The following is a 14,785-nucleotide window of genomic DNA, read 5'->3' as shown; positions in this document are numbered from 1 at the left end:
ACAATTTGAATTGATGATTTACGTTGCGCATAAATGCAAAAAAGGATGCTATTTTAGCATCCTTTTTATTATGTATTCACAGTTTACTTAGCCGTTGTGACACACTATTTTTTGAGTGTCTCTGACTTTTTATCTCGACTCAGTAACTCTTTTGCCGCTTCAACAGGTGCTTTGCCCTGGTACAACACTTGATAGATTTGCTCTGTGATGGGCATTTCTACCCCGAGGCGTTTAGCTAAAGTAAACACTTCTTTGGTGTTACGGTAACCTTCAACCACTTGGCCAATTTCATCTTGTGCGGTCATCACATCTTTACCTTGGCCTAGGGCCAAACCAAAGCGGCGATTACGCGATTGGTTGTCGGTACATGTTAGTACCAAATCACCTAAACCAGCCATACCAATAAAGGTTGACGCATCAGCACCTAGCGCTTCACCTAAACGGCTTAACTCAACGAGTCCACGGGTAATTAATGCTGTACGCGCATTGGCACCAAAACCGATACCGTCTGACATGCCCGCACCAATGGCGATAACGTTTTTAACCGCGCCGCCTAACTGTAAACCAGTAAAGTCGTCGTTGGCATAAACGCGTAATCGTTTGGGGCTGTGGAGTAACTCGACTAGGTCGTGAGTAAACTGAGGGCATGTGCCTGCTACCGAAATGGCAGTAGGTAAACCTGCGGCTAATTCTTTAGCAAAAGTCGGTCCAGACAATACCGCTAATGGGTATTGCTCACCCAACTGCTCACGAGCAACATCTTGTAAAAGGCGGCCAGTTTCAGGCTCTAGCCCTTTGGTTGCCCATACAATGCGTGCATCTTTGCGCAATAACGGTTTAGCTTGTTTGAGTACATCACCAAACACATGACTTGGCACTACCACTAAAATATTTTTACTGGCGGCGAGTGCTTTACCTAAATCTGGTTCAATTGCTAAACAATCCGGAAACGGAATACCCGGTAAAAACCGTTCGTTGCAACGATGATCAGCTAACACTTGCATGCTTTTAGGATCATGTCCCCAAAGCAACGTCTTATGACCGTTGCTCGCCAAAGAAATAGCAAGGGCGGTGCCATAAGACCCCGCCCCTAATACCGTAATTTCGGCAGTGTTACTCATAAACTATGCTGTTGCTTCTTCAGTTGCAGCAGCTTGACGCTGTTGAACGTACTGAGCAAATAGTGCGTCAAAATTGACTGGTGCTAGGTTTAGTTGTGGGAACGTACCACGACCCACTAAGTTGCCCACTAATTCACGTGCGTATGGGAACAATACGTTAGGGCAGTATGCACCTAAAGAATGAGCTAGTTGTGGTTCAGTTAAACCAGAGATAGAAAAGATACCCGCTTGTTGAACTTCACATAAGAATGCTGTTTCTTCGCCATTTTTAGCGGTAACAGTAAGAGATAAAATCACTTCGAACGTGTCGTCAGTCAGTTTGTTGCTACGAGTGTCTAAGTCTAGCTTTACTTCTGGGTTCCATTCTTTTTGGAAAACAGCTGGGCTATTTGGCGTTTCAAAAGACAAATCCTTTGTATAAATACGCTGAATATTGAACTGTGGTGCTTGTGCTTCGTTGTTTGCGACTTCAGCCATAATTTCCTACCTATATGTGTTATTTAGCTTTTCTTTGCAGCTAATTGTGTTGGGCTTTCGCAACTAATAATCAATCGATTGACCTATCGTTAGTGCTATCCCGTAAAGTTGATTTTGCTAAAATATTCAACAAAATCTTGTTGATAAACAGTGTTAGCGCATTCCCAATTCGTTAACACTGTGTATATTTAGTCGCGTGATTAACGCTTACTTTTAACTACGGGTAAATTTGCACCCTGCCATTCGCCCATGCCACCTTTAAGGTTAGACACGTTTTCAAAACCTTGTTTAATAAGGAGTTGAGCTGCTTGTGACGATGTCATACCTGAGTTACATACAAGTATAATGGGGCTAGATTTAAATTTTTCAAGGCTTGATACTTGATTATTTTTAATTTCAGACAAGGTCACATTTAATGCATCTACAATGTGCCCTTTCTTAAATTCTTCTTTTCCGCGTACATCAACCACTTTGGCATCTTGCTTGTTAACCATTAAGGTTAATTCTTGATGGCTGACATTTTTTACTTTAGATGTACCCGACTTAATAACGCTAACAACAAGCGCTACAAACAAACCGACCCACGCTAAACTTAACATTGGGTTAGCTTTAAAAAATTCCATGTACTCTTGCATAATTACTGATTTCTCTGACAATGGCTAAGATGAGATGCCACCGAGTATATCGTTTTGCTAGGCAGTTTTCATTAGTGAAACGCCTAAATAACGCGTTTATTCGTGACTCGCACCGCTTTAATGAATGCTTTAGTTATATCTTCAAAGCTATATGCCTTTTGCACGCTATCGATAAGTAGTAATATTCATACAATTGAAATTTTATAACACTTCTATTTTTAACTTAAAAGGTACTTGCAAATGACTCAGAAACGTCCTTTAGCATTACTTATCCTCGATGGCTGGGGTTACCGTGAAGATCCGCAAGACAATGCGGTTTTTCATGCAAACACTCCAGTGTTAGATAAGCTAAATGCACAATATCCTCACAGCTTAATTTCTGGCTCTGGTATTGATGTGGGTTTACCAGACGGCCAAATGGGTAACTCTGAAGTTGGCCATATTAATATCGGTTCTGGCCGAATTGTGTATCAAGAACTGACTCGCATTAGCAAAGCCATTGCCGATCATGAATTTGAAAAAAACCAAGCGCTTTGTGATGCTGTAGACAATGCTATTGCGGCTAATGGTGCGGTTCACATCATGGGGCTATTGTCTCCTGGTGGCGTACACAGTCACGAAGAGCACATTGAGGCAATGTGCCGTATGGCCGTTGAACGTGGTGCAACTAAAGTGTACTTACACGCATTTTTAGATGGCCGTGACACGCCTCCGCGCAGCGCTAAAAATAGCTTAGTGCATTTTGACGAACTGTTTGCATCATTAGGCCATGGTCGTACAGCATCAATTATTGGTCGTTACTTTGCAATGGACCGTGATAACCGCTGGGATCGTGTATCACAAGCCTATGAATTAATCACAGAAGGTAAAGGCAAGTTTAGCTACAGCGGTGCACCTGAAGCCTTAGAAGCTGCTTATGCTCGTGATGAAAACGATGAGTTTGTTGCTGCATCGACTATTACTGATGATCAAGGTCAAGTCGCAGAATTAAACGACAACGATGCACTCATTTTTATGAATTTCCGTGCCGACCGTGCTCGCCAAATTACCCGTTGTTTCGTGAACCCCGATTTTGACGGTTTTGTTCGTAATAAAACCCCAAAAGTCGATTTTGTGATGCTAACTGAATACGCAGGTGACATAAACGCAGCAGTAGCTTACCCGTCTGAAGACTTAGTGAACACCCTTGGTGAAACGTTGCAAAACCAGGGTAAAACTCAGTTACGTATTTCAGAAACTGAAAAATATGCTCATGTGACATTTTTCTTTAATGGCGGCAAAGAAGAGCCATTTGAAGGCGAAGATCGTATTTTAATCCAGTCGCCTAAAGTGGCTACATACGACTTACAACCAGAAATGAGCTCAACAGAACTTACAGATAAACTCGTTGCCGCAATTGAGTCAAGCAAATACGATGTGATTATTTGTAACTACCCTAATGGCGATATGGTTGGCCACACGGGTAATTTTGATGCCGCGGTTAAAGCCTGTGAGGCCGTCGATGCCTGTATTGGCCGAGTGGTTGAGGCATTAGCGAAAGTAGACGGTGAGTGCTTAATTACCGCCGACCATGGTAATGCTGAACAAATGACGGACTCATCAACAGGTCAAGCTCATACGGCACATACGAGCGAGTTAGTACCGTTTATTTATGTAGGCCGTGACGCCACAATAAAAGATGGTGGACGCTTGAGCGATATCGCGCCAACTATGTTAACCTTGATGGGCCAAAGCATCCCGGAAGAAATGAGCGGACGCTGTATTATTGACCTTAAAGAGTAAACATTAACTCGTGATGACTCGTTTATTTGTTAAAGCCAGCATAATTGCTGGCTTTCTAATCCTTTCATTTATGGTAAACAGTGCTGATTTGGCTTCTCGTCAATCGGCATTAAAATCTATTCAAGCGCAAATAAACCAACAGCAAAACTCACTTAAAGATACCGCTAAACAGCGTGAAAAACTGATTAACTTATTAAAAAGTGACGAACAAGCCATTGCCAAAGCAGCTCAAAAAGTCAATCAGTCTCAAGCCTCACTCGCTGCGATCAATACTAAATTACGCGAATTGGACAAACAACAAGCCGAACTCGCTAGCCTCAAAAGTAGTCAGCAGGAAACCTTATCAGAACAGCTATCCAGTGCTTACCTTGCCGGCAATCATGACTACACCAAAATGATGCTTAATCAGCAAAACCCGGCAACCGTTGAGCGCATGCTGGCGTATTACCAATTTTTAAATGACGCCCGTATTAAAGCGATTAAACAGCTAAAACAAACCAGCATTGACTTAGATAAAGTGAAGCAACAACAAGTCACCTCACAACAAAAGCTCAATGCATTAGTGCTCGAACAAAAAAAGCAGGCGCAGCTGTTATCTAAAGAACAAGATCAACGTAAACAAACCCTCACACAATTACAGCGCACCTTGTCAAGCAAAGGCGCTGAGCTCGAACAGCTACAAATTGAAGAAGCTAGTTTAAAGCGTATTATTCAGCAAGCCATGGTAACTGCTCAAGCCAATCCAACAATGGACGGTTTAGCCAATTTGCGCGGTAAGTTAAAGTGGCCAACAAAAGGCCGTATGAGTAAACGATTTGGCAGCAGCCGTTCAGGACAAATCGTCTGGAAAGGCAGCGTATTAGCCGCGCCAGAAGGGCAAAACATTCATGCTGTGGCATCAGGTAAAGTCATTTATGCTGACTGGCTTCGTGGCTTTGGTATGGTATTGGTGATCGATCATGGTAAAGGTTATATGAGCCTATATGGCCACGCACAAACCTTATTAAAACAGCCTGGGGATATGGTCAAAAGTGGTGACTCGATTGCTTTGGTAGGTAGCTCTGGTGGGCAAAGCGAACCCGGACTGTACTTTGAAATCCGTAACAAAGGCAAAGCGGTCGACCCTGCCTATTATTGTCGTTAGTGGTATTATTCGTGACTTCTGAGCCCAAATAGCACTGTATCAAGTCCATTAAGTATGCCTATAATCGGTTTGTTAGCATGATATAAACAACACACAATAACTCATAAAAAGATAAGCTAAACTGTGCGAATTCTATTAATTTTTTTCATTTACTTATGCGGTTTGTTACCCGCAAACGCCGCCAAGCTAGCCATTATCATCGACGATATTGGTTATAGACTCACTGACGAAGCAGCATTAACATTGCCTGCAAATATCACCTTGTCAGTACTCCCTCATACTCCGCTCGGCCAAAAACTGGCGAATGATGGCCACCAAAAAGGCCACGAAATCATGTTGCATCTGCCCATGCAAGCATTGAACGGTAAAGCCTTAGGTCCTGGCGGATTAACCAATGAAATGAGCGAAACGCAAATAAAGCAACAATTACAAGCAGCCTTCAATAGTATCCCTTTCGCCAAAGGAGCTAATAACCATATGGGAAGCCTATTAACCCAAATGGACGACCCGATGCTTTGGGTCATGCAAAGTTTAAAGCAACAACAATTATTTTTTGTCGACAGTGTGACAACCAAATATACCAAGGCAAGCGATACCGCCAATCAATTGGGTGTTCCATTGTTAAGAAGAAATGTATTTTTAGATAATGACGTTAGCCAGCGTGGGTTAGAAAAACAATTTAACCTGATAATAGAGCGAACTAAACAGCAAGGTAAGTTAGTTGCTATTGCTCATCCTTATCCTGAAACGATTCGATTCTTACGTACAAATTTGGCTCGTTTAGAAGCCAATGGCATTGTGCTAGTTCAAACATCACAATTGTTTGATGACATCAATATTGCCACCACAAGTCAGGCTAATCCAACTGCAACACTGAAATAGATAAATCTGGTAAAGATGCTAATAGGTCGTCTTTGTTGGCCACGATATCAGCTAAAGTATATTGATCTAATACAGCCAAATACGCCGAAACAGCCTGCGCTAAAACCCCTCTCAGTTTACAAATAGGGGTAAAACGGCAATATGGCGATTCACAATCAATGGGGGCGAGTGAATGCTCTAAGTCACGCACCAGCTGGCCTAAGTTGAGCTCACTGGCAGTTTTTGCCAGTTTAAATCCACCACTTTTACCCCGAATAGTGTGTAAATAACCTAATCGACCCAATTGATGAACAATTTTAGCCACATGGTTAGATGACAAGTCGAATACACTCGTTACCTCAGCAATGCGAAACAAGTTTTCGCGCTCAGGTTGCACAGCAAGGTACATTAAAATACGTATACCAAAGTCTGTATATCGAGTCAGTTGCATAATCTAAAGTATCCAAAGTAAATAATTGCTACAGATTAACATGTTGAAGACTCTAAATCAGTGATCAACCATAAAGCTTGCTCATTTGTCGTACCGCAGACATCAATATTGGCAGCAAATTCAGCGCACACATCTGGTCGTTCAGGCTGACCGAAAATCTTACATAAATTGTCGTCATTTAATTGAATACAACGTACCCCAGCAGGTTTGCCACTTGGCATCCCTGGAATGGGACTCGTAATTGAGGGGGCAATGCAGCACGCACCACAACCTAAACGGCAATTCATAATTATTCCTACTGATTATAACTACAGATTATTTTAAAAAACAACGTCATATAAACATGATTAATGACATTATTCGTACAGTATTAATTGAAACAACAAACCACCTAAGGCAAGTTAGCGGTAATGTTTTTTCACAACGACTATAGCGGCGTATATTAGATCACATTTTCAGTTTTCAAGCATTAAACCGACAACTATCAAAGTGGTACAGTAGACCCACTACAAAATAAGGAAATTACCAATGAAACGTCCAGTTATCCTCGATTGCGATCCGGGCCATGATGATGCAATCTCACTCATTTTAGCATTAAGCTCAGACAAACTTGATGTCCTTGCTGTAACAACCAGTGCGGGTAACCAAACTCCTGATAAAACCTTAAATAATGCGTTACGCGTACTCACCTTACTAGGCCGACATGATATACCCGTGGCTGCCGGAGCACCTAAACCTTTGGCTCGCGATTTAATTATTGCAGATAACGTCCACGGTGAGTCTGGCCTTGATGGCCCTAAGTTACCCGACCCAGCATTTGCACCAGTCGATCAAACAGCCATTGAATTAATGGCACAAAAAGTAAAAAGCAGCCCACAACCTGTGACACTTGTCCCCACAGGTCCTTTAACCAATATTGCGCTGTTTTTAGCAACACATCCTGAGTTACATCATAATATTGATAGCATCGTACTAATGGGGGGAGCCGCTGGAGTCGGCAATTGGACCCCTGCGGCTGAATTTAATATTTTTGTCGATCCAGAAGCGGCTGACATGGTGTTTAAATCAGGCATTCCAATCGTAATGTGTGGGCTTGACGTTACCCATGAAGCCCAAATCATGGATAAAGATATCGAGCGTATAAGAGCCATTAGTAACCCTGTTGCTCAATGTGTTGCCGAGTTGCTCGATTTCTTTATGATTTATCATCGAGATCCTAAATGGGGATTTACCGGAGCGCCACTGCATGACCCATGCACTATTGCCTGGCTGTTAAACCCATCGTTATTTACCACCGTCGATTGTTGGGTTGGCATTGAAACCAAAGGCGAACATACTCAAGGCATGACGGTTGTAGACCGTTATCAATTAACTGGAAAGCCGCATAATACCAAAGTCCTGTTTACTATAAACCGTGAAGGGTTTGTCGACTTTATAGTAGAGCGCCTAAACGATTACTAACCCAAGAATGGTATGTCAATTTACATATCTACATGATAAAAAAGGATAAGCATGAGCTCTTTATTGGTAGTCGGTAGCGCTAATGCCGATCATGTTCTGACTTTTGATAAACTTCCGCAAGCCGGTGAAACCCTAATGTGCCAACAGTATCACCTTGAACTTGGCGGTAAGGGAGCAAATCAAGCTGTCGCAGCTTCACGCTTACGTAACACACAACAAACCATTAGTTTTATAACAGCACTCGGTGATGACGGTAACGCATCAATGATGCGTAACGCTTGGACTGCAGATGGAATCGATCTTGAGGGATGCTACCAAATAGCAAATCAAAGCACTGGTACAGCGATGATTTTTGTTAATCAGCAAGGTGAAAATAGCATTGGAGTTGTTCCCGGCGCCAATGCCTACCTATCTGCAGAACACTTTCAACAACAGCAAGCTAAATTTGAACAAGCAAGTTATATGTTAATTCAGCTAGAAACATCATTAGAAAGTGTTCAAGCGGCATTACAACTCGCAAGACAACATCAATGCATCAACATACTAAACCCTGCACCCGCAGCGGTATTGAGTAAAGAAATACTCAGTTTAGTCGACATTATCACACCCAATGAAACAGAAGCATTGGCATTAACAGGAGTTGAGGTCAGCGATCAATTAAGTGCCTCAAAAGCAGCCGCTTATTTTCATCAACAAGGCATCAACAAGGTTGTTATAACCCTAGGAAGTAAAGGCGCCTATCTCAGTGATCAAGGTAAAGGGCAAATAATACCTGCACCGAGAGTCAACACTATAGATACTGTCGCGGCGGGAGATACATTTAACGGTGCATTAATGGTGGCATTAGATGAAGGTAAAAGTATTCAAGAGGCGGTCATTTTTGCAAATAAAGCCTCATCGATTGCGGTTACCCGTCATGGAGCACAAAGCAGTATTCCATACCGAGAGCAGCTAAATAATTAATATCTAGTTCTGTGCAACAAAGCACCTCGACTAGATGAAAAAGCATTTTGTCATAATGATAAGCCAGCCCGCGACAGCTCAACGGCATCATCTATATAGAGCAGAAAACTACACATCCACAATATTCAATTTTTCAATTTTTCAATTCGGTAAATTTCACATACAAAAAAGCCTCGTCATTAGACGAGGCTTCGATGTAATTGGCGGAGCGGACGGGACTCGAACCCGCGACCCCCGGCGTGACAGGCCGGTATTCTAACCAACTGAACTACCGCTCCTTTAGCAAGTTGCTTACGCAGGATGCTAAATGCTTTTTAAGTCGCTAGTGTGTCAGCACTAGGAGACTTGCTCTTTCGAGCATCTCTTGACGAGATAATTAGGCGTCTGGAAATGACCTACTCTCACATGGGGAGACCCCACACTACCATCGGCGATACTGTGTTTCACTTCTGAGTTCGGAATGGGATCAGGTGGTACCACAGCTCTATGGTTTCCAGACAAAAAATTGTTTATTTAACGCACCAATTCTTCATTAGGCATTAAATAATAATTCGGAAAGCTGATTGTTTGAGTTTCTCTACACTRYTTAAGCGCTYYATTCTAATACTAAGTATCAGTAAAACCCATCTGGGTTGTATGGTTAAGCCTCACGAGTCATTAGTACATGTTAGCTCAACGCCTCACAACGCTTACACACCATGCCTATCAACGTCCTAGTCTCGAACGGCTCTTTAGAGGTCTTAAAGACCTAGGGATGACTCATCTTAGGGCTCGCTTCCCGCTTAGATGCTTTCAGCGGTTATCGATTCCGAACGTAGCTACCGGGCAATGCTATTGGCATAACAACCCGAACACCAGCGGTTCGTCCACTCCGGTCCTCTCGTACTAGGAGCAGCTCCCTTCAATCATCCAACGCCCACGGCAGATAGGGACCGAACTGTCTCACGACGTTCTGAACCCAGCTCGCGTACCACTTTAAATGGCGAACAGCCATACCCTTGGGACCGACTTCAGCCCCAGGATGTGATGAGCCGACATCGAGGTGCCAAACACCGCCGTCGATATGAACTCTTGGGCGGTATCAGCCTGTTATCCCCGGAGTACCTTTTATCCGTTGAGCGATGGCCCTTCCATTCAGAACCACCGGATCACTATGACCTACTTTCGTACCTGCTCGACGTGTATGTCTCGCAGTTAAGCTGGCTTATGCCATTGCACTAACCGTACGATGTCCGACCGTACTTAGCCAACCTTCGTGCTCCTCCGTTACTCTTTGGGAGGAGACCGCCCCAGTCAAACTACCCACCAGGCACTGTCCTCAACCCCGATTAGGGGTCAGAGTTAGAACATCAAAACTACAAGGGTGGTATTTCAAGGACGACTCCACACAAACTAGCGTTCATGCTTCAAAGTCTCCCACCTATCCTACACATGTAGGTTCAATGTTCAGTGCCAAGCTATAGTAAAGGTTCACGGGGTCTTTCCGTCTAGCCGCGGGTATACGGCATCTTCACCGCAATTTCAACTTCACTGAGTCTCGGCTGGAGACAGCGTGGCCATCATTACGCCATTCGTGCAGGTCGGAACTTACCCGACAAGGAATTTCGCTACCTTAGGACCGTTATAGTTACGGCCGCCGTTTACCGGGGCTTCGATCATGAGCTTCTCTTGCGATAACCCAATCAATTAACCTTCCGGCACCGGGCAGGCGTCACACCGTATACGTCATCTTGCGATTTTGCACAGTGCTGTGTTTTTGATAAACAGTTGCAGCCACCTGGTATCTGCGACTCCCAGCAGCTTAGAGAGCAAGTCTCATCACCGCCAAGAGCGTACCTTCTCCCGAAGTTACGGTACCATTTTGCCTAGTTCCTTCAGCCGAGTTCTCTCAAGCGCCTTGGTATTCTCTACCCGACCACCTGTGTCGGTTTGGGGTACGATTCCTACTAACCTGAAGCTTAGAAGATTTTCCTGGAAGCATGGCATCAACTACTTCATCACCTTAGTGACTCGTCATCAGCTCTCGGCCTTAAGATTTCCCGGATTTGCCTAAGAAATCAGCCTACCACCTTAAACGCGGACTACCAACGCCGCGCTAGCCTAGCCTTCTCCGTCTCTCCATCGCAGTTAGCAGAAGTACAGAAATATTAATCTGTTTCCCATCGATTACGCCTTTCGGCCTCACCTTAGGGGTCGACTCACCCTGCCCCGATTAACGTTGGACAGGAACCCTTGGTCTTTCGGCGAGGGAGTTTTTCACTCCCTTTATCGTTACTCATGTCAGCATTCGCACTTCTGATACGTCCAGTGTGGGTTACCCCTTCACCTTCAACCGCTTACAGAACGCTCCTCTACCGCGCACACCTAATGGCATGCACCCGTAGCTTCGGTGGTATGTTTAGCCCCGTTACATCTTCCGCGCAGGCCGACTCGACTAGTGAGCTATTACGCTTTCTTTAAATGATGGCTGCTTCTAAGCCAACATCCTAGCTGTCTAAGCCTTCCCACATCGTTTCCCACTTAACATACACTTTGGGACCTTAGCTGACGGTCTGGGTTGTTTCCCTTTTGACGACGGACGTTAGCACCCGCCGTCTGTCTCCCGTATAGCACTCATTGGTATTCGGAGTTTGCAAAGGGTTGGTAAGTCGGGATGACCCCCTAGCCTTAACAGTGCTCTACCCCCAATGGTGTTCGTACGAGGCGCTACCTAAATAGCTTTCGAGGAGAACCAGATATCTCCCGGTTTGATTGGCCTTTCACCCCCAGCCACAAGTCATCCGCTCATTTTTCAACATAAGTCGGTTCGGTCCTCCAGTTGATGTTACTCAACCTTCAACCTGCCCATGGCTAGATCACCGGGTTTCGGGTCTACACCTTGCAACTAAACGCGCAGTTAACACTCGGTTTCCCTACGGCTCCGCTATTCGCTTAACCTCGCTACAAAATGTAAGTCGCTGACCCATTATACAAAAGGTACGCAGTCACGGTCTCAAGAACCGCTCCCACTGCTTGTACGTATACGGTTTCAGGTTCTATTTCACTCCCCTCACAGGGGTTCTTTTCGCCTTTCCCTCACGGTACTGGTTCACTATCGGTCAGTCAGGAGTATTTAGCCTTGGAGGATGGTCCCCCCATATTCAAACAGGATGTCACGTGTCCCGCCTTACTCGTTTTCATCAATGGTTAGTTTTCGTGTACGGGGCTATCACCCTGTGCCGCTGTGCTTTCCAACACATTCCACTAACACCCCACTGACTTAAGGGCTAATCCCCGTTCGCTCGCCGCTACTAGGGGAATCTCGGTTGATTTCTTTTCCTCCGGGTACTTAGATGTTTCAGTTCCCCGGGTTTGCCTCTACACACTATGTATTCATGTGCAGATACTCACTTATGTGAGTGGGTTTCCCCATTCGGACATCGTTAGCTCAAATGCTTGTTACTAGCTCGCCAACGCTTTTCGCAAGTTACTACGTCCTTCATCGCCTCTGACTGCCAAGGCATCCACCGTATACGCTTAGTCACTTAACCATACAACCCAAATGGGTCTTTCTTACGCTTGTTACTCATCTTATTATGCGGCGTGTTCAGTTTCACTCTTCAATCATGTAGCGCTGCTACACTCATTCGTCGTTCAACTTCAAGCCTTGCCTAATAAGCGATTAACTGCGCTCACCCTTTGCCTAAACAAAAGATAAGAAAAACTTGAGTTGCATTGCAACTAGCTGGTTTTTACTTTGATAATTCATGCACTTTCGCACACGAAATCGCCTTAGTTTTTAGAATATTCAAGACACTTAAACAGTGTTTTGAGAACTCAATGTTTGATACGTCACCTAAAATAAAGTGCCGCATCAAACGATTTGTAATTAATCACATGACAGACTCATGCAATTAAATACTATCAGCTTTCCAAATTGTTAAAGAACWACACTTAACCGGCTCGCGGTGTGTTTTCGCTCTACTTCCGAAGAAGTTAACAAGCAATCTGTGTGAACACTCAAGCACATGGATGTGCTGTGTGCAATAAACGCACGGATGCAGTTTATTGCCTACCAAGTATTGAGTTAGTCGTATAGGTAAGGAGGTGATCCAGCCCCAGGTTCCCCTAGGGCTACCTTGTTACGACTTCACCCCAGTCATGAACCACAAAGTGGTGAGCGTTCTCCCGAAGGTTAAACTACCCACTTCTTTTGCAGCCCACTCCCATGGTGTGACGGGCGGTGTGTACAAGGCCCGGGAACGTATTCACCGTAGCATTCTGATCTACGATTACTAGCGATTCCGACTTCATGGAGTCGAGTTGCAGACTCCAATCCGGACTACGACGAGCTTTGTGAGATTAGCTCCACCTCGCGGCTTTGCAACCCTCTGTACTCGCCATTGTAGCACGTGTGTAGCCCTACTCGTAAGGGCCATGATGACTTGACGTCGTCCCCACCTTCCTCCGGTTTATCACCGGCAGTCTCCCTAGAGTTCCCACCATTACGTGCTGGCAAATAAGGATAGGGGTTGCGCTCGTTGCGGGACTTAACCCAACATTTCACAACACGAGCTGACGACAGCCATGCAGCACCTGTCTCACAGTTCCCGAAGGCACAATCGCATCTCTGCAATCTTCTGTGGATGTCAAGAGTAGGTAAGGTTCTTCGCGTTGCATCGAATTAAACCACATGCTCCACCGCTTGTGCGGGCCCCCGTCAATTCATTTGAGTTTTAACCTTGCGGCCGTACTCCCCAGGCGGTCTACTTAATGCGTTAGCTTGAGAGCCCAGTGCTCAAGGCACCAAACTCCGAGTAGACATCGTTTACGGCGTGGACTACCAGGGTATCTAATCCTGTTTGCTCCCCACGCTTTCGTGCATGAGCGTCAGTCTTTGTCCAGGGGGCCGCCTTCGCCACCGGTATTCCTCCAGATCTCTACGCATTTCACCGCTACACCTGGAATTCTACCCCCCTCTACAAGACTCTAGTTCGCCAGTTCCAAATGCAATTCCCAGGTTGAGCCCGGGGATTTCACATCTGGCTTAACAAACCGCCTGCGCACGCTTTACGCCCAGTAATTCCGATTAACGCTCGGACCCTCCGTATTACCGCGGCTGCTGGCACGGAGTTAGCCGGTCCTTCTTCTGTAGGTAACGTCACAGATATTACGTATTAAGTAATACCCTTTCCTCCCTACTGAAAGTGCTTTACAACCCGAAGGCCTTCTTCACACACGCGGCATGGCTGCATCAGGCTTTCGCCCATTGTGCAATATTCCCCACTGCTGCCTCCCGTAGGAGTCTGGGCCGTGTCTCAGTCCCAGTGTGGCTGATCATCCTCTCAGAACAGCTAGGGATCGTCGCCTTGGTGAGCCATTACCTCACCAACTAGCTAATCCCACCTAGGTTCATCCAATCGCGAAAGGCCCGAAGGTCCCCTCCTTTCCCCCGTAGGGCGTATGCGGTATTAGCAGTCGTTTCCAACTGTTATCCCCCTCGACTGGGCAGATCCCTAGGCATTACTCACCCGTCCGCCGCTCGTCACCTCAGGAGCAAGCTCCCTTGTGTTACCGCTCGACTTGCATGTGTTAGGCCTGCCGCCAGCGTTCAATCTGAGCCATGATCAAACTCTTCAATTAAAGTTTTTTTGTTCGACTACGTCGAACGGCTCAATGAATTCTGATTGCTTATTTCACCAAGGTGAAACAAGTCTTTTGTACATATTGCTATGAACACTCATCGTTGCATTGAGTTTAAATTTTTTGATTGCCTACATTCCGAAGAACAAGAAGACAATTTCGAATAACTCAATACCTGTGAATGTCCACACAGATTTCTTGTTTAGATTGTTAAAGAGCGTTGATGCCGTGTTTCGTGCATCGCCTTGGACGCTAGGTCGTCGGCTTG

10 protein-coding genes, 1 tRNA gene and 3 rRNA genes are annotated in these 14,785 nt (G+C 45.1%); 5 read left to right on the top strand and 9 right to left on the bottom strand.

Annotated features, from left to right (window positions below; genetic code table 11):
* Window positions 1-104 precede the first annotated feature (104 nt).
* The 3 genes from gpsA to PQR79_RS16440 form a co-directional block, all read right to left on the bottom strand.
* On the bottom strand, window positions 105-1,121 hold the full coding sequence (gene gpsA / locus PQR79_RS16450; RefSeq protein WP_238107448.1) for an NAD(P)H-dependent glycerol-3-phosphate dehydrogenase: 1,017 nt from the start codon (window positions 1,119-1,121) through the stop codon (window positions 105-107).
* A 3-nt stretch (window positions 1,122-1,124) separates the two neighbouring features.
* Window positions 1,125-1,598 carry a protein-export chaperone SecB gene (secB, locus tag PQR79_RS16445; RefSeq protein WP_188922756.1) on the bottom strand — a complete coding sequence of 158 codons (474 nt, stop codon included), beginning with the start codon at window positions 1,596-1,598 and terminating at the stop codon, window positions 1,125-1,127.
* Between the two features lie 200 nt (window positions 1,599-1,798).
* Window positions 1,799-2,233 (bottom strand): rhodanese-like domain-containing protein, encoded by a 435-nt coding sequence (locus PQR79_RS16440; protein WP_238107447.1) that lies wholly within the window; start codon window positions 2,231-2,233, stop codon window positions 1,799-1,801.
* 240 nt (window positions 2,234-2,473) lie between these two features.
* Here PQR79_RS16440 and gpmM point away from each other — a divergent pair, with 240 nt between their 5' ends.
* From gpmM to PQR79_RS16425, 3 genes are all read left to right on the top strand, one after another.
* Window positions 2,474-4,015, top strand: coding sequence for a 2,3-bisphosphoglycerate-independent phosphoglycerate mutase (gene gpmM, locus PQR79_RS16435; RefSeq protein ID WP_238107446.1), 1,542 nt, complete (start codon window positions 2,474-2,476; stop codon window positions 4,013-4,015).
* 10 nt (window positions 4,016-4,025) lie between these two features.
* Window positions 4,026-5,159, top strand: coding sequence for a murein hydrolase activator EnvC family protein (locus tag PQR79_RS16430; protein ID WP_238107445.1), 1,134 nt, complete (start codon window positions 4,026-4,028; stop codon window positions 5,157-5,159).
* Between the two features lie 123 nt (window positions 5,160-5,282).
* On the top strand, window positions 5,283-6,041 hold the full coding sequence (locus tag PQR79_RS16425; protein ID WP_238107444.1) for a divergent polysaccharide deacetylase family protein: 759 nt from the start codon (window positions 5,283-5,285) through the stop codon (window positions 6,039-6,041).
* Here the strand turns inward: PQR79_RS16425 and PQR79_RS16420 are convergent.
* On the bottom strand, window positions 6,016-6,471 hold the full coding sequence (locus PQR79_RS16420) for an Rrf2 family transcriptional regulator (protein WP_238107443.1): 456 nt from the start codon (window positions 6,469-6,471) through the stop codon (window positions 6,016-6,018). The two genes, PQR79_RS16425 and PQR79_RS16420, sit on opposite strands and share 26 nt — an antisense overlap.
* Window positions 6,472-6,506: 35 nt before the next feature.
* Window positions 6,507-6,758, bottom strand: a complete 252-nt coding sequence (locus tag PQR79_RS16415) for a YkgJ family cysteine cluster protein (protein ID WP_238107442.1) — start codon at window positions 6,756-6,758, stop codon at window positions 6,507-6,509.
* Window positions 6,759-6,999: 241 nt separating this feature from the next.
* Here PQR79_RS16415 and rihA point away from each other — a divergent pair, with 241 nt between their 5' ends.
* Both rihA and rbsK read left to right on the top strand, forming a co-directional pair.
* Window positions 7,000-7,932 carry a pyrimidine-specific ribonucleoside hydrolase RihA gene (gene rihA / locus PQR79_RS16410; protein WP_238107441.1) on the top strand — a complete coding sequence of 311 codons (933 nt, stop codon included), beginning with the start codon at window positions 7,000-7,002 and terminating at the stop codon, window positions 7,930-7,932.
* Between the two features lie 51 nt (window positions 7,933-7,983).
* On the top strand, window positions 7,984-8,895 hold the full coding sequence (gene rbsK / locus PQR79_RS16405; protein ID WP_238107440.1) for a ribokinase: 912 nt from the start codon (window positions 7,984-7,986) through the stop codon (window positions 8,893-8,895).
* Window positions 8,896-9,096: 201 nt separating this feature from the next.
* Here the strand turns inward: rbsK and PQR79_RS16400 are convergent.
* From PQR79_RS16400 to PQR79_RS16385, 4 genes are all read right to left on the bottom strand, one after another.
* Window positions 9,097-9,173: transfer RNA gene (locus tag PQR79_RS16400), tRNA-Asp, on the bottom strand.
* A 104-nt stretch (window positions 9,174-9,277) separates the two neighbouring features.
* Window positions 9,278-9,393 (bottom strand): 5S ribosomal RNA (gene rrf, locus PQR79_RS16395).
* A 138-nt stretch (window positions 9,394-9,531) separates the two neighbouring features.
* Window positions 9,532-12,425: ribosomal RNA gene (locus tag PQR79_RS16390) — 23S ribosomal RNA — on the bottom strand.
* A gap of 549 nt (window positions 12,426-12,974) precedes the next feature.
* Window positions 12,975-14,517, bottom strand: a 16S ribosomal RNA gene (locus tag PQR79_RS16385).
* Together the 16S, 23S and 5S rRNA genes with 1 tRNA gene alongside form the textbook arrangement of a ribosomal RNA operon.
* Window positions 14,518-14,785: the final 268 nt, after the last annotated feature.

It is taken from the genome of Shewanella metallivivens, from assembly GCF_028750675.1.
Lineage (GTDB): Bacteria > Pseudomonadota > Gammaproteobacteria > Enterobacterales > Shewanellaceae > Shewanella > Shewanella metallivivens.
The sequence above is the reverse complement of the archived record's forward strand: the minus strand, read 5'-3'. Positions and strand labels throughout refer to the sequence as shown.

Coding starts and splice junctions, on each gene's coding strand:
- gpsA (WP_238107448.1), bottom strand. CDS start 1,121: ATGAGTAACACTGCCGAAATTACGGTATTAGGGGCGGGGTCTTATGGC.
- secB (WP_188922756.1), bottom strand. CDS start 1,598: ATGGCTGAAGTCGCAAACAACGAAGCACAAGCACCACAGTTCAATATT.
- PQR79_RS16440 (WP_238107447.1), bottom strand. CDS start 2,233: ATGCAAGAGTACATGGAATTTTTTAAAGCTAACCCAATGTTAAGTTTA.
- gpmM (WP_238107446.1), top strand. CDS start 2,474: ATGACTCAGAAACGTCCTTTAGCATTACTTATCCTCGATGGCTGGGGT.
- PQR79_RS16420 (WP_238107443.1), bottom strand. CDS start 6,471: ATGCAACTGACTCGATATACAGACTTTGGTATACGTATTTTAATGTAC.
- PQR79_RS16415 (WP_238107442.1), bottom strand. CDS start 6,758: ATGAATTGCCGTTTAGGTTGTGGTGCGTGCTGCATTGCCCCCTCAATT.
- rihA (WP_238107441.1), top strand. CDS start 7,000: ATGAAACGTCCAGTTATCCTCGATTGCGATCCGGGCCATGATGATGCA.
- rbsK (WP_238107440.1), top strand. CDS start 7,984: ATGAGCTCTTTATTGGTAGTCGGTAGCGCTAATGCCGATCATGTTCTG.